The following is a 17,647-nucleotide window of genomic DNA, read 5'->3' on the forward strand; positions in this document are numbered from 1 at the left end:
CCCATAGCCACAGGGAGAAGTTTGGCGAAGACTCGGAGTGGCAGACTCGCGCAACGTCTCCTCCCTGTGGTTATGAGTCCCTGCATTCGCAGGGACGACACCGAGTGTGAGGCGCCCGCTCGCTCAACTCACCCCAACCTTTGATCCCGCACGTCCTGCGTATCCTCGGACGCCGCCTTGACCGCCGCCTTTTCTGCACCCTTGCCGGCACCCTTGCGACTGGCGATCTCCACGGCCTTGCGGCCGGAGATCTCGTGGCCGGCATCGACGGGCATCTGCCAGAAGAACCAGCTCGACGCCGCCGAGGTCAGCGCGACCACGAGGAAGGCGGGGGCGAACACGGTGGCGTCGATTTCGCTGACATGGTTGAACCACATCGTCGTTTCCACGCAGGCCGCGCCGACGGCGACGCCGGCGGAGACCGCGAGCTGCTGGTTGACGCTGACGAGGGTGGTGGCGCGGCTCATCTGCGCAGTCTCGACGTCGGCATAGGCGACCGTGTTGATTGCGGTGAACTCGAGCGAGCGGAAGAAGCCGCCGACCACCAGGATGACCATGATGATGAGCAGCGGCGTCGTCACCGTGAACAGCGCGCAGACGGCGAGGAAGAAGGCGCTGACGATCGCGTTCACCGTCATCAGATTGCGGAAGCCGAAGGTGCGGATGATGCGCGCCGCCAGCGTCTTCATGCCCATGGCGCCGAGCGAAGAGGCGAAGGTGACGAGACCCGAATGGAACGGCGACAGACCGAAGCCGATCTGCATCAAGAGCGGCAGCAGGAACGGCAGCGCGCCGATGCCGAGCCGGAACAGGAAGCCGCCGAACACGGCGGCGCGCAGCGTCGGCAGCTTCAGAAGCGAGAAGTCGAGCACCGGCGAGCCGGTGCGCCGGGCGTGAATGACGTAGAGTGTCATCGAGATCGCGCCGCCCGCGATCAGCGCGGCGACGGTGCTCCACGGCAGCAGGTTGAGACCGGCAACCGACAGGCCGAAGGCGATGCCGGCGAGGCCGATGCCTGCGAGCACCATGCCGTAGAGGTCGAACGGCTCGCGCTCCTCGCTCTTGATCGGGTCGATGAAGCGCAGCGCCATGAAGATGCCGAGCAGCCCGATCGGGATGTTGATCAGGAAGATCCAGTGCCAGGACGCGTAGGTCGTGATGAAGCCGCCGAGCGGCGGCCCGATCACGGGACCGATCAGGGCAGGGACCGTCACCCAGGCCATGGCGTTGACCAGCGCGCTCTTGTCGACCGAGCGCAGCAGCACGAGGCGCCCGACCGGCGTCATCATCGCCCCGCCCATGCCTTGCAAAACGCGCGCGAACACGAAATCGGTGACCGAGGAGGAGAGCGCGCAGCCGACCGAGCCGACCATGAATACGCCGACGGCGATCGCGAACACCATGCGCGCGCCGAAGCGGTCGGCGGTCCAGCCGCTCGCCGGGATGAACACCGCAAGCGACAGCAGATAGGACGTGATCGCGAGCTTCAGCGTCAGCGGGCTGGTGCCGATATCGGCCGCGATTGCCGGCAGCGAGGTGGCGATCACCGTCGAATCCATGTTCTCCATGAAAAGCGCGGTGGCCACGATCAGCGGAATGACGCGTTGCTTGTCGACCATGACGGATTGGTAATGAAAATCGGAAGGAAGGGTGGAATTGCGGCTTATCACCGCCACTGGTCCCCGACCATTGCGGATCGACGCATAGCACCTAAGTCCGGCGTAACAACGGTGTGACCTCTCTCCAGGGTTGCGTGTCGCGCTCCTTCGTCATTCCGGGGCGCGCCACTTGGCGCGAGCCCGGAATCCATTGGGCCGCAGGGACCGCTGCGGGATGGATTCCGGGCTCGCGACGTCGTCGCGCCCCGGAATGACGAGGAGGGGCTGCCCCCGGCTATTCCACGCTGAACTGGCCAAAAAAGCCTGTGCATGGCTGGCCGGCGGTCCGAATTGCTTTGATTCGTCACGCGGCCGTGCTATCGACCCGCGTCAACCCCACCGATGGGCTCCGATTCTCAAGGCGATGCCGCAAGGTACGCCGAGGGCGGCGCTCATCCATAGCTATTTGCGGCAGGGCCGCGGAAGGAGTTGGCACATGGCCACGGTGCAACAAGGCATTCGCGAAGCCTTTACGTTCGACGACGTGCTGCTGAAGCCGGGCCTGTCGGACGTCATGCCGGGCGAGGTCGACATCCGCTCCCGCGTCACCCGCGCCATACCGCTCAACATCCCGATCATGGCCTCCGCCATGGACACCGTTACCGAAGCCCGCATGGCGATCGCGATGGCGCAGGCCGGCGGCCTCGGCGTCATCCACCGCAATTTCGATCCCGAAGGGCAGGCCGCGCAGGTGCGGCAGGTCAAGCGCTACGAGTCCGGCATGGTGGTGAACCCGCTCACCATCAGCCCCGAGGCCTCGCTCGAGGACGCGCTCAAGCTGATGAGCGATCACGGCATCTCCGGCATTCCCGTCGTCACCGGCGCCGGCAAGTCCACGCCGGGCAAGCTGGTCGGCATCCTCACCAACCGCGACGTGCGCTTTGCCACCGACCGCCGGCAAAAAGTCTCCGAGCTGATGACGCATGAAGGTCTCGTCACGGTGCGCGAGAATGTCAGCCAGGACGAGGCGCGGCGGATGCTGCACCAGCATCGCATCGAGAAGCTGCTCGTCGTCGACGAGCAATATCGCTGCGTCGGCCTCATCACCGTCAAGGACATGGAGAAGGCGGTCGCCCATCCGCTCGCCTGCAAGGATGCCCAGGGGCGCCTGCGCGTCGCCGCCGCCACCACCGTCGGCGACACCGGCTTCGAGCGCACCGAGCGGCTGATCGATGCCGGCGTCGACCTCGTCGTCGTCGACACCGCGCACGGTCATTCCCGTCATGTGCTGCATGCCGTGAACCGCATCAAGCGTCTCTCCAACTCCGTTCAGGTCGTTGCCGGCAACGTTGCTACCACCGAGGGCACGCAGGCCCTGATCGATGCTGGCGCCGACTGCATCAAGGTCGGCATCGGCCCGGGCTCGATCTGCACCACGCGCATCGTCGCCGGCGTCGGCGTTCCCCAGCTCACCGCGATCATGGATGCGGTGGAAGCGGCGAAGAAGGCCGACATTCCCGTCATCGCCGACGGCGGCATCAAGTTCTCCGGCGACCTCGCCAAGGCGCTCGCCGCGGGGGCCGACATCGCGATGGTCGGCTCGCTACTGGCCGGTACCGACGAGACGCCCGGTGAAGTGTTTTTGTGGCAGGGCCGTTCCTACAAGGCCTATCGCGGCATGGGCTCGGTCGGCGCGATGGCGCGCGGATCTGCCGATCGCTACTTCCAGCAGGACATCAAGGACACGCTCAAGCTCGTGCCTGAAGGCATCGAGGGCCAGGTGCCCTACAAGGGCCCGGTCGGCAACGTCATGCACCAGCTTGCCGGTGGCCTGCGCGCCGCGATGGGCTATGTCGGCGCAAAGGACATGAAGGACCTGCACGACAAGGCCCAGTTCGTCCGCATCACCGGCGCCGGCCTGCGCGAAAGCCACGTCCACGATGTCACCATCACGCGCGAGAGCCCGAACTATCCGGGCGGGGGCTAGTTACTCCGCTCTCGTGCCCCGGACGCAGCGCAGCACCTCTTCGGTGATGCGCTGCAGAGCCGGGGCCCATGTCTCGGCATTTTGCCGTGTCGCTTTCTGGGTCCCGGCTCTGCGCAGCAACGCTGCGCGTCCGGGACACGAGAGCTGCGCGCGACGAAACGCCATCACGCGTCACCGCTTTTGTATTGACGCAGCTACCTCCCTCCGCTTCCGTTCACGTCGAAAGACAATCAGGAGGAAGCCATCATGTCCCAAGCCAAGCGCATCGTTCTCGCCGCGCGTCCCGTCGGTGAGCCCAAGCCGTCTGATTTCCGTATCGAGGAATTCGCTGTCCCGGCGCCTGCGGCAGGCGAAGTCCTGCTGCGCACGATCTGGCTCTCGCTCGATCCCTATATGCGCGGGCGCATGAGTGATGGTCCGTCCTATGCTGCGCCGGTGCCGGTCGGCGGCGTGATGGAAGGCGAGGCGGTGAGCGAGGTTGCGGCCTCCAACAATCCGGATTTCGCCAAGGGCGACATCGTCCGTGCACGGACCGGCTGGCAGACGCATGCGATCTCGAACGGCAAGGGCCTGATCAAGGTCGATCCGAAGCTCGGTCCGATCTCGACCTCGATCGGCGTGCTCGGCATGCCCGGCATGACTGCGTATACGGGCCTGCTCGACATCGGCAAGCCGCAAGCAGGCGAGACCGTCGTGGTCGCGGGTGCCTCCGGTGCGGTCGGCTCGGCGGTGGGGCAGATCGCGAAGATCAAGGGCGCACGCGCGGTCGGCATTGCCGGCGGCAAGGACAAGTGCGCCTACGTGGTGAAGGAGCTCGGCTTCGATGCCTGCATCGATCACCGCGATCCCGATTTGGCCGCCAAGCTGAAGGAGGCCTGTCCGAAAGGTATCGACGTCTATTTCGAGAATGTCGGCGGCGCCGTGTTCGAGGCGGTGTTCCCCCTGCTCAATCCGTTCGCGCGTGTGCCGGTGTGCGGCCTGATCGCGCACTACAACGACACCGAAGCCAAGGCGCCGAAATGGGCCGCATCGATGATGCGAGCGACGCTGACGAAGCGGCTGACCTTCCGCGGCTTCATTGTCTCCGACTTCGCCTCGCGCCATGGCGACTTCCTGCGCGACATGTCCTCTTGGGTCCGCGACGGCAAGGTCAAGTACAAGGAGTTCGTCACCGAGGGCCTGGAAAGCGCGCCCGGCGCCTTCATGGGCCTCTTGAAGGGCGCTAATTTCGGCAAGCAGCTGGTCCGGGTCGGGCCGGACAAGGCCTAGCGCGACAGGGACTGGGACTCCCGTGGCTCGGGAGCCACATGCCGCCCCGGGATAGTTAAGAAAGAGTCACCAAATGGTCACACCTGCCCGCAAAAGCCGCAGGTGTGACCGGCTGTTCATTGACGGGATCGCGAAGGCATTGAATCATCGGGCATATTTTAGGTGCTGCGATGTTAGAGATCAGTGTTTTCTGCGTTATCCTGCTTGCTGCCGGCTATTGGCTGGCCATGTTCGTCATGGGCCGCCACGACGACGTCATCCATGGCAAGTTCGTCCATGTCGACGAGGAGGGCGATCTGACGCGCCCCTCGATGCCGGCACCGCCCCCGCCATTCCCGAAGCGCCCGGTCAAGGCCGTGCAGCCCGCCAGGCAGCCGCCTGCCAATGATCTCGCGGCCAAGCCGGTGAACAGCGAGGCGCTGCAATCCTTGCTCGCTGCGATCCAGCAGGACCTCAAGAGCGTCGCCTGAGCGGATCAGCGCGCCTTAATGCTCGCCGCCCATCTGGACGAGCAGCTCCTCGATGTCGACATCGACCTGGCCCGCGGCCCTGACGTGGCGGACCTCGAAACCGTCGGGCCGGAAGCGGTATTCGACCAGCCCGACTTCCTTGATCGCGATCCGGTCCTGGCGCTGATCGTTGATGACGAAGCCGGCCGACGGCGCCCAGACATGGCGGGTGTGGCGCCAGGTGAAGTCGCGCCGCTGGTGCACGTGGCCGCTGGCGATGAGGCGCAGGTCGATCGTCCCGAGCATCTCGATCAGCCGTGCCCGTGCCGGCTGCGGCACGTAGCGGATCGCGGTCTCCGGCGTCTCGGGATCGTCGGGCAGGTTGAGAAACACCGGCTTGTGAAGGAACAGTGCGACCGGCCTGCCGTTCGTGCGCGCGATCTGTTGCGACAGCCAGTCGAACTGCTCGACCTCGAAGGCGAGCCCGGAATTCATCACCAGCGAGTTGAGGCCGATGAAGCGCCAGCCTCCAGCCTCGAATGACCAATGGTCTTCGCCGATGAGGTCGCAGAATTGCCGGCGATGCGCTTCCGTGACCGGCGGCTTCGGCGCCGGGCCAACCGCGGTCGGATTGTCGCCGATGTCGTGATTGCCGGGGAGGTAACGGCAGTCGACGGGCAGGGCGTCGTGCAGGTCTTTTGCGAAGACGACATCGTCGCGGCCGGTCGGCCCGTCGAAGGCGACGTCGCCGGTGTTGATGACGAGATCGGGCCGGTTGCCGTCGATATGTTCGCTGATCGCCTGGAAGTTGGCGATCAGGCCGGGGAAGCGCCGGCCGAGATGGGTGTCGGAAATCTGCGTCAGGCGAAATTCGGACATGCGATCACCGTACCCGTGCTTGCGCGTCGGAACGATGACGGCGCGGGATGGATCGCAGGCGAACAAAGTTTAAAGCACGCGGTAGCGGATCGTGTAGGCGTCCTGCGGCGCGACGGTGTCGGCGAGCGGCGAGGCGATGCGGTCGGCGAGGTGCCAGGGACCGAACTCGACGGAGCGATGCGGCTCGGCGGGCAGGCGGAGGCGGAACTCGAAAATGCCCTTGCCCGGCAGGTTTACGACCAGCACGCGGTCCGCGGTGCGGTGGTTGAGCACGACCGCGCCGCGCAGCAGCGCGCGGCCATCCGAGAGGTCGCGCACGCCGTCGACCAGCGCCAGCGTCTGGTTGCGGTCGGTATGCAGCTCGATCTGGCTGTCGGTCACCGCCGTCAGCATCGCCCGGGGCATGCGGATTTCGAACTCGACGGCGGGCTTGGACGGATTGAGACCGAGATAGGCGAGCGCGGCGTGGCGCATGTCGTAGACGGCGAAGGCGAACAGGGCAGTGGCGGCCAGAGCGGCGAGGCCATGCCTGACGACGTCGCGCGAGGTTCGGTAGCTCAGGCGAAAGTAGACCGTCATCGCCAGCGCGACCGCAAGCGCCATCGCGATACCTGAGAGGGCCGACATCAGGATACCGAGCTGGCCGTCGGCGGATTCAGTCCAGAGGCTGGACAGGGTGGTCATGGCGCCATCTCGCCTCTATCTCGCCTTGGGCTCCCGAAAAGGAGCCGAAATCGCTTTAACTATCGGTGGTTGGTCGCAAGACCGGGAACGCCGGTTCAACTGGTTGATTGTCAGGACGAGGAGCGGCGGCTAATGACGGTTCGCGGCGTTCCGCCTTACGGGAAAGTTCCGATGTCCGTCCAAATGGTCCTGCTCCCTGTCTTCGTGCAGGTCGGCCTTACCTTCGCGCTTCTGATCGGCATGGTGTTCGCGCGCCGCAAGACGCTGGTCTCCGGCGAGACCAGCATCCGCGACATTGCACTCGGCGAGCCGAACTGGCCGAAGGGCGCCACACAGATCGCCAATTGCTACCGCAACCAGTTCGAGCTGCCGGTCCTGCTCTACGTCCTGATCGCGCTGGCGCTGCCCTTGCGCCATGCCGATCTCTTCATCGTGCTGATGTCCTGGGTGTTCGTGGTGACGCGCTTTGCCCATGCCGGCGTGTTCGTCTCCTCGAACGATCTCGGACGGCGCTCCACGGTCTGGCTCGCCGGCGTCCTCGTGCTGCTGGCGATGTGGATCTACTTCGCACTGAAAATGCTCTTGTTGATCTGACTCTTGCGAGTCCGATTTCATCTGAAAGATTCAAATGACTCCCGCTGCCCGGCTGTCCGCAGCCATCGAACTGATCGACACCATCGAGAAGGACCGCGTGCCCGCGGCCAAGGCGCTGAAGGAGTGGGGCACCGCGCACCGCTTTGCCGGCTCGGGCGACCGCGCCGCCATTGCCGGTCTGGTCTGGGACGTGCTGCGCCGCTACGCCTCGAGCGCGTTCCTGATGGAGTCCGGTACCGCGCGTGCCAGGTTGATCGGCATGCTCCGGCTCGAGCGCGACATGGACACGGCCACGATGGGCGCCTTGTTCGACGGCAGCCGCTTTGCGCCGGCGCCGCTGACCGAGGCGGAAGCGGCCGCGCTCGCCTCGCGGTCCCTGAAGGACGCGCCGGCCGCGATCGCCGGCGACTATCCCGAATGGCTGGATCCGCACCTGGCAAAAGTGTTCGGCGAGGACCGTGCCGCGGAGGCGGCCGCGATGGCGAGCCGGGCACCGCTCGACCTGCGCGTCAACACGCTAAAATCCAACCGCGACAAGGCGCTGCAGTCGCTTGCTCATCTTCATGCGAAACCGACGCCTTGGTCGGCAACGGGCCTGCGCATCGCGCTTTCGGCCGATGCACGCAACCCCGGGATCCAGGCCGAGGAGGATTTCATCAAGGGCGCCATTGAAGTGCAGGATGAGGGATCGCAGCTGGCGGCCCAGTTCACCGCGGCAAAGCCCGGCGAGCAGGTGATCGACCTCTGCGCCGGCGCGGGCGGCAAGACGCTGGCGCTCGCCGCCCTGATGCAGGGCAAGGGCCGGCTGATCGCGACCGACAGCGACAAGCGCCAGCTCGCGCCGATCCACGAGCGGCTGTCGCGCGCCGGCGTCCACAATGCCGATGTCCGCACACCCAAGGGCGAGGCCGATCCGCTGGCCGATATCAGCGCAACGGCCGACCTCGTCGTGATCGACGCGCCCTGCACGGGAACCGGAACCTGGCGCCGCAACCCCGATGCCAAATGGCGCATGCGCCCGGGCGCGCTGGAGATTCGCCTGCGCGACCAGGCCGAGGTGCTGGAGCGCGCGGTGCCGCTGGTGAAGCCGGGCGGCCGCATTGCCTACATCACCTGCTCGGTGCTGTCGGAAGAGAACGGCGAGCAGGTGAGGGCATTCGTCGCGCGCCATCCCGAGTTCGCGGCCGTGCCGCCCGAGCAGACCGCGAGCGTGCTGTGGGACAAGGCGGAGGCGTTTGGGGAGGCCGCGCTGCAGTCGCCCGAGGGCTGGCTGATGACGCCGCGGCGGACCGGGACGGACGGGTTCTTCGTGTCGGTGTTGAAGAAGGCGGGCTGACAATACTCCGCCGTCATTCCGGGGCGCCCGCAGGGCGAGCCCGGAATCCATCGCGCGGCAGTCTCTGCGGTCCAATGGATTCCGGGCTCTCGCTTCGCGAGCCCCGGAATGACGGGGAGCCAAAAACAAAAACCCCGCAGACCGGATCCCGGTCGCGGGGCTTTCATTTTTCTAACGTTCTGCCGGTACGTCCGTGGTCAGAACGCTGCGTAGGCATTAGCCGACGCGGAGATTGTCAGCCGAGGACTTGCCGCTGCGACGATCGGCGACGATGTCGAACGAGACCTTCTGACCCTCGTTGAGGGAGGAGAGGCCGGCGCGCTCGACGGCGCTGATGTGCACGAACACGTCCTTCTGGCCGTCGTCCGGCTGGATGAAACCATAACCCTTTTGGGTGTTGAACCACTTCACGGTGCCCATAGCCATGGGAATTTCCTTTAGTTAGTTAGATTGAGTACGCACGCGGACCGGTACGCAGCATTGCGCCCATAATCCCTGATGAGTCGATGTTTGGAGAATTCATCTGAAGCGTGCGCGCCCGTCAGCAACGAAGCGAAGCGGCCCAGTCGTTCGGCCAAGTATCGATGATCACAATATAGCGAGAATTTGGGGCCAGTTCAAGGCACCACCCGTGGCTCGGCACGTCGCGCGACTTTGCTATTTTGCGGTGCAAATTAACCGCCCGGCGGATCTCAGTCCACGATGAAAAGGGTCGCTCCGGTCGCGGTCGAGGACCGGTGGGCGGCGTCGCCGTAGTCCGAGACCTGGTAGCTCATCCCGGCCGTGAGCTTGAATTTGCGCCCGTCGCGCAGCTCGCTGTCGAGCTCGCCCTTGAGCACGTAGAGCACGTGGCCGCGATCGCACCAATGGTCGGCCAAATAGCCCGGCGAATACTCGACCATCCGCACCCGGAGATCGCCGATGTTGAGCGTGCGCCAAATGGCCTCGCCATGCTCGCCGGGGTGTGTGGTCGGGCTGACCTTGCTCCAGTCGGTGACGGTGAACGGGGAGGTGGGAAGCTTCATGAGGGAGGTCCTGAATTGGGGGCGATGCAACAAACTTCGTCATTGCGAGGAGCCCTTGCGACGAAGCAATCCAGGAATGTATCCGCGGAAAGATTCTGGATTGCTTCGCTGCGCTCGCAATTACGGGGATAGACTAGTGCACCAAATGGTTCGCCGAGCCCTGCACGATCAGCCCCGCATCATTCACCCGCAGATATTCGCAGATCTTCTTGCCGCGCTCGTTCGCGTAGAACACCACGACGCTATCGGGGCTGACGAACAGCTCGATCAGCGAAAAATGCAGCTCCGGCAGCAGCCCAAGCGCCTTGCCCCAGTAGGCCCGCAAGGCGTCCTTGCCGCGCAACGTTCCGCTGGCATCGAACCCCAGCGCCGGAATGCGGTCCGAGGTCATCACGACGGCCTCGTCATAGAGCGCGAGCACGCGTTCGAGATCGCGCGCGTTCCAGGCCTCGACCCAGGTCCGGCCGAGCTCGGCAAGCGTTGACGGCTGATGATGCTGCGGCATGGCGTTCTCCCTGATAGGCCCTGTTTGAAGAGCGGGGCATATTAGGTCAATGATACTGACCTATATCCGCCTTGTCCATGCCCAAAGAAGAATGTGGGCGCGCGGCCCGCGCGGTTGCGGGAAAAGCCCCCGTCGCGTATCTGCTGGCCATGACAGCAGCACAGAACGACCGCTCCGCGTCGACGCCCTCGGTGGCCTCGGCGCACGACAAGATTCTCATCGTCGACTTCGGCAGCCAGGTGACGCAGCTGATCGCGCGTCGCGTGCGTGAGGACGGCGTCTATTGCGAGATCGTCCCGTTCAACAAGGCCGAAGCCGCCTTCAACGAGATGAAGCCGAAGGCGGTGATCCTCTCGGGCGGTCCCGAGTCGGTCCACGAGGCCGGCTCGCCTCGCGCCCCGCAAGCGATCTTCGATTCCGGCGTGCCCGTGATGGGCATCTGCTACGGCCAGATGACCATGGCGGCTCAGCTCGGGGGCGAGGTCGAGGGCGGTCATCACCGCGAATTCGGCCGCGCCGATGTCGAGGTGAAGGCGCCGAGCAAGCTGTTCGAGGACGTCTGGTCGTCAGGCGGCAAGAACCAGGTCTGGATGAGCCATGGCGACCGCATCACCAAGATGCCGCCGGGCTTCTCCGTCGCCGGCACCTCGCCGAACGCGCCGTTCGCAATCATCCAGGACGAGACGCGCAAATATTACGGCCTGATGTTCCACCCCGAAGTGGTGCACACGCCCGACGGCGCGAAACTGATCCGCAACTTCGTGCGCAAGATCGCAGGGCTCACCGGCGACTGGACCATGCGCGCCTTCCGCGAGGAGGAGATCGCAAAAATCCGCGCCCAGGTCGGCAAGGGCAAGGTGATCTGCGGCCTCTCCGGCGGCGTCGATTCCGCGGTCGCGGCCGTGCTGATCCACGAAGCCATCGGCGAGCAGCTGACGTGCGTGTTCGTCGATCACGGCCTGCTCCGCCTCGACGAGGCCAAGACCGTGGTCGACCTGTTCCGCCACCACTACAACATCCCGCTCGTGCACGTGGATGCGTCCAAGCAGTTCCTCGGCGAGCTCGAAGGCGTCACCGATCCCGAAACCAAGCGCAAGACCATCGGCCGCCTCTTCATCGAGGTGTTCGAGCAGGAGGCCAAGAAGATCGGCGGCGCCGACTTCCTGGCGCAAGGCACGCTCTACCCCGACGTGATCGAGAGCGTCTCCTTCACCGGCGGCCCCTCGGTGACGATCAAGTCGCACCACAATGTCGGCGGTCTGCCCGAGCGCATGAACATGAAGCTCGTCGAGCCCCTGCGCGAGCTGTTCAAGGACGAGGTGCGCAAGCTCGGCCGCGAACTCGGCCTGCCCGAGATCTTCGTCGGCCGCCATCCGTTCCCGGGCCCGGGCCTCGCCATCCGCTGCCCCGGCGACATCACCCGCGACAAGCTCGACATCCTGCGCAAGGCCGACGCCGTCTACATCGACCAGATCCGCAAGCACGGCCTCTACGACGAGATCTGGCAGGCTTTTGCCGTGCTGCTCCCGGTGAAGACGGTGGGCGTCATGGGCGACGGCCGCACCTACGACTACGTCGTGGGCCTGCGCGCGGTCACCTCAACCGACGGCATGACCGCGGACTTCTACCAGTTCGACATGAAGTTCCTGGGCGAGACTGCCACGCGCATCATCAACGAGGTGAAGGGCGTGAATAGGGTGGTGTACGACGTGACCAGCAAGCCGCCCGGGACGATTGAGTGGGAGTAGGGGGTGCCTATTCAATCTCAAGCGCTTCGGGGAGGCGGCGTCGCTTAGATCATGGGATTTGGGGTATTCATCCATCGATCGGACTCGATCTACGATGACAGCCCCGCTGAACAATATCAATTTCCCAGCCAGTATCTTCGCCGCGTTGAAGCCTGCGTCGGTGATTGGATAATCTACTACGAACCGAGCAAGGTCGCTGAGACGCGGGGCTACTTTGCGATTGCGCGGGTTCAGCAGGTTGTTCCCGACACAGGTACTTCGGGAATGTATTTGGCTATGATCGAACCCGGAAGTTACCTCGATTTCGCCAATCCGGTCCCCTTCAACGGGCCAACTGGTCCCGTAGAGCGCGGCGTCCTGAATGAGCAGGGACGAATTTCAGGACGCGCTCAGTCTGCAGTCCGTCCAATCTCCCCCGGCGACTTCAACAGAATATGTGAACTTGGTTTGGCGGAGAATGCGCCGCTGTTGCCGCGACGCGATGACGATGTCCGTCCACTCGACCTTAACGAGGAGGCGGTGCCGTTCAGATTCGAACAGCAGCGCGAGCGTATTAGCGTGACGGTATCTAGGATTTTGCGCGATCGAGTCTTCCGTCGCGTCGTGCTTCGCGCCTACGATGAGCGTTGTGCCATCACCGGGCTAAAGCTTATCAATGGAATGGGGCGTGCCGAGGTCGCAGCCGCTCACATACGACCGGTCGAGGCGCGTGGACCTGACATCATTAGCAATGGCATCGCACTTTGTGGTACCGCGCATTGGATGTTCGATCGCGGCCTCATTAGCCTGGCGGACGATTTGAAGATATTGATCTCGCGCCAGACAAACGATCCGGACGGCGCGCGATCAATCATCAATAAGACGGGGCACGCACTTGCGCCGCGGCGAATATCAGATCGCCCACACCCGCACTTCCTGAAATGGCATCGCGAACATTGCTTCAAGCAATAGGGAAAGCGAGCGAGGTCAACGCGTAGGATGGGCACTTACCGCGGCGCCAACCCCGCGCCGTTTTGAAGCGCCAGCAGCCCGACGCAGAAGATCGCGGCGCCGACCAACAGCACCACCGGGACCAGGTACGGCGACGAGACGATCTCGAGCACCGGAAATGCCTTGTCTGAAACGAACCGCCTGTAGGCTACCCATGTGGTTGCGACGAGGGGCGTCAGGGCGACGATGATGTAGACAGCTCCGAGGATCCAGCCAAAGGCCGTCAGGTCCTTGGATCGGGTGGCCTCTCCTGCAAAGCCAAGCGCGGCAACTGAGATGAAGGCACTCAGCGCGCTGACGACAAGCTCGGCAGCCACGACGACGATCGAGACAGTTACATTCATTCCTGGATTCCGTTTGAGAATGGGACGTTCTTGAGGGGGCGTCCGTGATTCATCCTGTGCGTGCAGCCTCGTAGCATCGGTACTGAGGTAACGCCAGCGCAAGCGCGCCCTGGCCTCGTCAGCGCCGGTTGAAGTCCTTGAGGTCGAGGATGAAGCGCGCGACGTCAGGCGCGCTCAAAGTGTGCGGCGGAACCCATCGTGCTCGATGGCGAGGTGACGGTCGCATGCCGTAATATAAGTATTTACTTATATAAGCCTATGCCGATATTCCTTCCCGAAATCAAAGGGAGGTCCGGGATGGAGATCGACGTTGCCAGGGTGTTGGGGCTTGTCACGCGTTCGGTGCGCAATTTTGAGAAGGACGGGAAGGCGGCCAGTGCGGTCACCTTGACGCGGCTCTACGACACCAGCGTCGACGATCTCTGGGATGCGGTGACGAGCAGGGAACGCATCCCGCGCTGGTTTCTGCCGGTCGAGGGAGACCTCCAGCTCGGCGGAAGATATCAGCTCAAGGGCAATGCGGGCGGCACCATCACGGCCTGTGCGCCGCCAACCCATTTTGCGGCGACGTGGGAATTTGCAGGCGCGGTGAGCTGGATCGACGTCACGCTGGCGGCAGAACGGAGCCAGGCGCGCTTGACGCTTGAGCACAGCGCGATGATCGAGGATCATTGGAATCAGTTCGGTCCAGGTGCGGTCGGCATCGGTTGGGACCTCGCCATTGCCGGGCTCGAGCGATACGTTGCGACGGGGGCATCGGTCGACCACGAGACGGCCGAGGCGTGGATGGGCTCGCCCGAGGGCAAGGAATTCATGACCGGGAGCGGCGAGTTGTGGCGCGCAGCGCATGTCGTGAGCGGGGTGGATGCGGCCTCGGCGAAGCAGCGCTCGGACCGCACCATTGCCTTCTATCGCGGCGAGATGCCGCCTGACATCGCGCACCCCGGCACAGGAAGCTGATGCACGTCTTCGAAGTCCTCGCCGATCCCGTGCGCCGACGCATCCTCGAACTGCTCGCCCCGGGAGAGATGGCCTCCGGGGAGGTCGTCGAGGCGATCGGCGCCGAGTTCGGCATCACGCAAGCCGCCGTGTCGCAGCACCTGAAGGTGCTGCGCGAGAGCGGCTTTGCGACCGTTCGGGCGCAAGCGCAACGACGCCTCTACTCGGTCGACGTGGCCGGACTTCAGGCAGTGGATGCGTGGGTCGGTCGGTTCAGGACTTTCTGGGAGCCGAAGCTCGACGCGCTGGCGACGGAAATCGCGCGCGGCAAGCGGGAGCGGCGCAATGCGCCGCTGACCAAGCGGAGCGGCAAGAGGGCCTGAGAGCCGTGCCGGACCCGAAACGTCTCACTCATGCGCCTCCTGCCAATGTGGATAGGTGACGTAGGCCGTGACGGCGCCTTGCTCGTGCGAGCGGATGGTGACCTTCTCGCCCTTGGGCATGTAGATGATCTCGCCGGGGCCTGCCGTGACGGTGCCGGCTTCACTCGACACCGATAGCTTGCCCTCCAGCACGAGCATGACATCGTCCACGGCGAGCTTTTCATCGAGGCTCTGGTTCGGCGCATAGCGGCCGTATCCGATGGTGATCGGGCCGCCGTGGCGCCGGTCGATCACATTGCCTGCGAAAATGTCTCCGTCCTGCCCGGGCGAGCGCTCGAACGGCGCGTCTGCCACGGCAAACTTGCGAACCTTCATGGGAATCCTTCCGTTCTGCGCCTGAGTTGACAGGGTGGAACGGTAGACGCCTGACGCCGGTGTTTGTTCAACATCGCCGCGGGGCGGTTTGACGCAGCGCTCGCAGCGCCATCCATCAAGGGGCGCGATGTCCAGATTGTCGCACGCTGCGCATACGGGATCGGAGTCGCAACAATGCCACAGTCGCGACGAGACGACATTCCTTAGACCCATTCAATTTCGCTTCCTCGTTTCCGTGTGCCCATAAGTCCGTGTCTGATTTTTTGCTCACCGGGGATTGGAATGCTGAGTTTGAATGCCGTGAGGCATGGTTTTCTCGCGACCTGCAGTTTGTTCGTGTTGGATGCAGGACTTGACGGCAAGAGTTACGCTCAATCTCAGCTACCGCCAGTGACGGTCGATGCTCCAAAGCCGCAGCAGGCCCGCCGCGCGCAGTCCGCGCGGCCCGGTGCTGCAAGCGAGATGCGACGATCGGTGCGGCGGCCGAATCCGCGCAGGGAGGCGCAGATTGCTGCAGCAGCTCCGGTGTCGGCCACGACTCTTCAGAGCGCGATGGGTCCGGTCCAGGGCTTCGTCGCAACGCGCAGCGCAACCGGCACCAAGACGAATACGCCGCTGATCGAGACGCCGCAGTCCGTCTCGGTCGTGACGCAGGACCAGATCCGCGACACCGGCGCACGAACCGTCGGCGAGGCGTTGGCCTACACCGCCGGCGTGCAGACGCAGCCTTACGGCTTCGACCCGCGTTATGATCAGTTTCTGATCCGGGGCTTTGCGGCCAACCAGTACGGCAATTATCGGGACGGCTTGCGGCAGGGCAACGGCTCGTTCGCCTATTTCCGCAACGAGCCCTATGGCGCCGAGCGCATCGAGGTGATGCGCGGTCCGTCGTCCGTGCTGTACGGTGCCAATGAAGCCGGTGGCATGGTGAACTATGTGAGCAAGATGCCGCTCGACAAGCGGCTCAACGAGGTTGGCCTCGATATCGGCAATTTCGATCGCTATCAGGGACGTTTCGACTTCAGCGGACCGAGCCTTGATAACGACAAGCTGCTCTATCGCTTCACCGGGCTGGTGCGCGACAGCGGCACGCAGATTCCCGGGACGTGGGACGACCGCGTGTTCTTCGCCCCGAGCGTGACCGCCAAGCTGAACGAGGATACGACGCTGACCGTGCTGGCCGAGTACGAGCGCAGCAAGACGTCGATGTGGCCGTATTACCTTCGCAACCCGGTGACCGGCGTGGTCACCAATATTCGTCTCGGCGATCCCGCATTCGACGCGCTCACGCAGTGGCAGGCCTCGGTCGGTTACAGGCTCGAGCATCGCTTCAACGAGGCATTGGCGTTCCGGCAGCATGTCCGGCTCGGACATGTGTCGTTCGAGGGCAACATGGTCGATGCGCTCGGTTTGTCGCCGGATGGCCGCACCCTCAACCGCTACGCGGCGACCTTCCGTGAGCGGCTGAACACATTCAACGTCGACAACCAGATCGAGACCAAGCTGGCCACCGGTCCGATCAAGCATACGGTCCTCGCGGGTGTTGATTATTTCCGGCAAAGCACGACGCTGGACTATTATGCCGGCTTGGCGCCGTCGCTCGATCTGACCAATCCGGTTTACGGCAGTTCGGCGCCGACGATGCCTCTGGGGCTCATGAGCACCAACAGCCAAACGCTCGGCCAGGTCGGGCTTTACGCACAAGACCAGATGGCGTGGGGCGGCTGGCGGCTGACCGTCGGCGGCCGGCAGGATTTTGCCGAGCTCTCGAACCGCAACGACCTGACGGGTGTGACGAGCAACAGCGAGCCAAGCAAGTTCACCGGCCGCGCCGGATTGTTGTATCTGTTCGAGTCGGGGCTTGCCCCCTATGTGAACTATGCGACATCGTTTCTGCCGCTAACCGGCACGACGGCACCCCAGCGCGGCGGTACACCATTCGCGCCAACGACGGGTGAATCGTTTGAAGCCGGTATCAAGTATCAGCCGCTTGGCTGGAACAGTTACTTCACCGCGACCTGGTTCAACCTCACCAAGGACAACGTGTTGACCATCGATCCGGCCTTTCCGACTTTTTCGGTGCAGACCGGTCAGGTTCGTTCCCGCGGCGCCGAGCTCGAGGCCGTGCTGTCGCTGGCCGAGGGTCTCAAAGGTGTCGCGTCCTACAGCTATACCGATGCCATCGTGACGCGCAGCAATGGCCTTGATCTCGGCAAGGTGCCGATCGGCGTGCCGTTGCAGCAGGCGGCGATCTTCCTCGATTACACCTGGCAGAATGGCCTGCTTGCAGGCTTTGGCGTCGGTGCCGGTGCGCGATGGATCGGGCAGACCTGGGCGGACGAGGTCAATACGATCAGGAATCCGGCCGTCACGGCGTTTGATGCGGGCGTGCATTACGACTATCGCGGCATGCGCTTGGCTCTGAATGCGCGCAATCTGTCGGATGAGCGCGTTCCGATCTGCAATGGTGGGACCTGCGCGTTCACGCAGGGACGGACCGTGCTGGGGAGCGCGACAGCGCGGTGGTGAGCAGGGCTGGCGC

General features: G+C 64.2%; 18 protein-coding genes. 10 read left to right on the plus strand and 8 right to left on the minus strand.

Features of this window, described 5'->3' with window-relative positions:
* Nucleotides 1-128: 128 nt before the first annotated feature.
* On the minus strand, nt 129-1,619 hold the full coding sequence (locus tag XI03_RS23305; RefSeq protein WP_028145109.1) for a DHA2 family efflux MFS transporter permease subunit: 1,491 nt from the start codon (nt 1,617-1,619) through the stop codon (nt 129-131).
* Between the two features lie 475 nt (nt 1,620-2,094).
* Here XI03_RS23305 and guaB point away from each other — a divergent pair, with 475 nt between their 5' ends.
* The 3 genes from guaB to XI03_RS23320 all read left to right on the plus strand — a co-directional run bounded on the left by guaB (nt 2,095) and on the right by XI03_RS23320 (nt 5,324).
* Nucleotides 2,095-3,585 carry an IMP dehydrogenase gene (gene guaB, locus XI03_RS23310; RefSeq protein ID WP_028145108.1) on the plus strand — a complete coding sequence of 497 codons (1,491 nt, stop codon included), beginning with the start codon at nt 2,095-2,097 and terminating at the stop codon, nt 3,583-3,585.
* Between the two features lie 246 nt (nt 3,586-3,831).
* Entirely contained in the window at nt 3,832-4,854 is a 1,023-nt protein-coding gene (locus XI03_RS23315; RefSeq protein WP_038972532.1) for an NADP-dependent oxidoreductase, read from the plus strand.
* A gap of 170 nt (nt 4,855-5,024) precedes the next feature.
* Nucleotides 5,025-5,324 carry a hypothetical protein gene (locus tag XI03_RS23320; RefSeq protein ID WP_028145106.1) on the plus strand — a complete coding sequence of 100 codons (300 nt, stop codon included), beginning with the start codon at nt 5,025-5,027 and terminating at the stop codon, nt 5,322-5,324.
* Between the two features lie 15 nt (nt 5,325-5,339).
* On the opposite strand, the gene XI03_RS23325 is transcribed toward XI03_RS23320, so the two are convergent.
* Together XI03_RS23325 and XI03_RS23330 are read right to left on the minus strand one after the other, a co-directional pair.
* On the minus strand, nt 5,340-6,182 hold the full coding sequence (locus XI03_RS23325; protein WP_271593454.1) for a metallophosphoesterase family protein: 843 nt from the start codon (nt 6,180-6,182) through the stop codon (nt 5,340-5,342).
* 69 nt (nt 6,183-6,251) lie between these two features.
* Nucleotides 6,252-6,866, minus strand: a complete 615-nt coding sequence (locus XI03_RS23330) for an acriflavin resistance protein (protein ID WP_271593455.1) — start codon at nt 6,864-6,866, stop codon at nt 6,252-6,254.
* Nucleotides 6,867-7,037: 171 nt separating this feature from the next.
* Here XI03_RS23330 and XI03_RS23335 point away from each other — a divergent pair, with 171 nt between their 5' ends.
* Both XI03_RS23335 and XI03_RS23340 read left to right on the plus strand, forming a co-directional pair.
* Nucleotides 7,038-7,460: an MAPEG family protein gene (locus XI03_RS23335; RefSeq protein ID WP_038946451.1), complete on the plus strand. Its 423-nt coding sequence runs from the start codon at nt 7,038-7,040 to the stop codon at nt 7,458-7,460.
* A gap of 34 nt (nt 7,461-7,494) precedes the next feature.
* On the plus strand, nt 7,495-8,796 hold the full coding sequence (locus tag XI03_RS23340; RefSeq protein ID WP_271593456.1) for an RsmB/NOP family class I SAM-dependent RNA methyltransferase: 1,302 nt from the start codon (nt 7,495-7,497) through the stop codon (nt 8,794-8,796).
* 216 nt (nt 8,797-9,012) lie between these two features.
* Here XI03_RS23340 and XI03_RS23345 read toward each other — a convergent pair whose 3' ends face one another.
* The 3 genes from XI03_RS23345 to XI03_RS23355 all read right to left on the minus strand — a co-directional run bounded on the left by XI03_RS23345 (nt 9,013) and on the right by XI03_RS23355 (nt 10,326).
* Complete coding sequence (locus tag XI03_RS23345) at nt 9,013-9,222, minus strand: cold-shock protein (RefSeq protein ID WP_008141931.1); 210 nt, start codon at nt 9,220-9,222, stop codon at nt 9,013-9,015.
* 266 nt (nt 9,223-9,488) lie between these two features.
* Complete coding sequence (locus XI03_RS23350; protein ID WP_028145101.1) at nt 9,489-9,821, minus strand: DHCW motif cupin fold protein; 333 nt, start codon at nt 9,819-9,821, stop codon at nt 9,489-9,491.
* Between the two features lie 133 nt (nt 9,822-9,954).
* Nucleotides 9,955-10,326: a nuclear transport factor 2 family protein gene (locus XI03_RS23355; RefSeq protein WP_097668173.1), complete on the minus strand. Its 372-nt coding sequence runs from the start codon at nt 10,324-10,326 to the stop codon at nt 9,955-9,957.
* Nucleotides 10,327-10,475: 149 nt separating this feature from the next.
* On the opposite strand from XI03_RS23355, the gene guaA reads away from it, so the two are divergent.
* Both guaA and XI03_RS23365 read left to right on the plus strand, forming a co-directional pair.
* A complete protein-coding gene (gene guaA / locus XI03_RS23360) occupies nt 10,476-12,074 on the plus strand; it encodes a glutamine-hydrolyzing GMP synthase (protein ID WP_028145099.1) in 1,599 nt (532 codons plus the stop codon).
* Nucleotides 12,075-12,125: 51 nt separating this feature from the next.
* Entirely contained in the window at nt 12,126-13,025 is a 900-nt protein-coding gene (locus XI03_RS23365; protein WP_038946454.1) for an HNH endonuclease, read from the plus strand.
* Between the two features lie 35 nt (nt 13,026-13,060).
* Here the strand turns inward: XI03_RS23365 and XI03_RS23370 are convergent, their stop codons facing one another.
* Nucleotides 13,061-13,408, minus strand: a complete 348-nt coding sequence (locus XI03_RS23370) for a hypothetical protein (protein WP_271593457.1) — start codon at nt 13,406-13,408, stop codon at nt 13,061-13,063.
* A 297-nt stretch (nt 13,409-13,705) separates the two neighbouring features.
* On the opposite strand from XI03_RS23370, the gene XI03_RS23375 reads away from it, so the two are divergent.
* Both XI03_RS23375 and XI03_RS23380 read left to right on the plus strand, forming a co-directional pair.
* Nucleotides 13,706-14,368 carry an SRPBCC family protein gene (locus XI03_RS23375; RefSeq protein ID WP_271593458.1) on the plus strand — a complete coding sequence of 221 codons (663 nt, stop codon included), beginning with the start codon at nt 13,706-13,708 and terminating at the stop codon, nt 14,366-14,368.
* The gene (locus XI03_RS23380; RefSeq protein ID WP_212476937.1) at nt 14,368-14,730 is read left to right on the plus strand and encodes an ArsR/SmtB family transcription factor; all 363 of its coding nucleotides are present in this window, start codon (nt 14,368-14,370) and stop codon (nt 14,728-14,730) included. Before XI03_RS23375 ends, XI03_RS23380 begins: the two co-directional genes overlap by 1 nt.
* Nucleotides 14,731-14,754: 24 nt before the next feature.
* Here the strand turns inward: XI03_RS23380 and XI03_RS23385 are convergent, their stop codons facing one another.
* Nucleotides 14,755-15,105, minus strand: a complete 351-nt coding sequence (locus XI03_RS23385) for an AraC family ligand binding domain-containing protein (protein ID WP_271593459.1) — start codon at nt 15,103-15,105, stop codon at nt 14,755-14,757.
* A gap of 525 nt (nt 15,106-15,630) precedes the next feature.
* Between XI03_RS23385 and XI03_RS23390 the strand changes: the two genes are divergently transcribed.
* The gene (locus XI03_RS23390; protein ID WP_271593460.1) at nt 15,631-17,634 is read left to right on the plus strand and encodes a TonB-dependent siderophore receptor; all 2,004 of its coding nucleotides are present in this window, start codon (nt 15,631-15,633) and stop codon (nt 17,632-17,634) included.
* The last annotated feature ends 13 nt before the right edge of the window (nt 17,635-17,647 follow it).

The organism is Bradyrhizobium sp. CCBAU 65884 (assembly GCF_028128835.1).
Lineage (GTDB): Bacteria > Pseudomonadota > Alphaproteobacteria > Rhizobiales > Xanthobacteraceae > Bradyrhizobium > Bradyrhizobium ottawaense.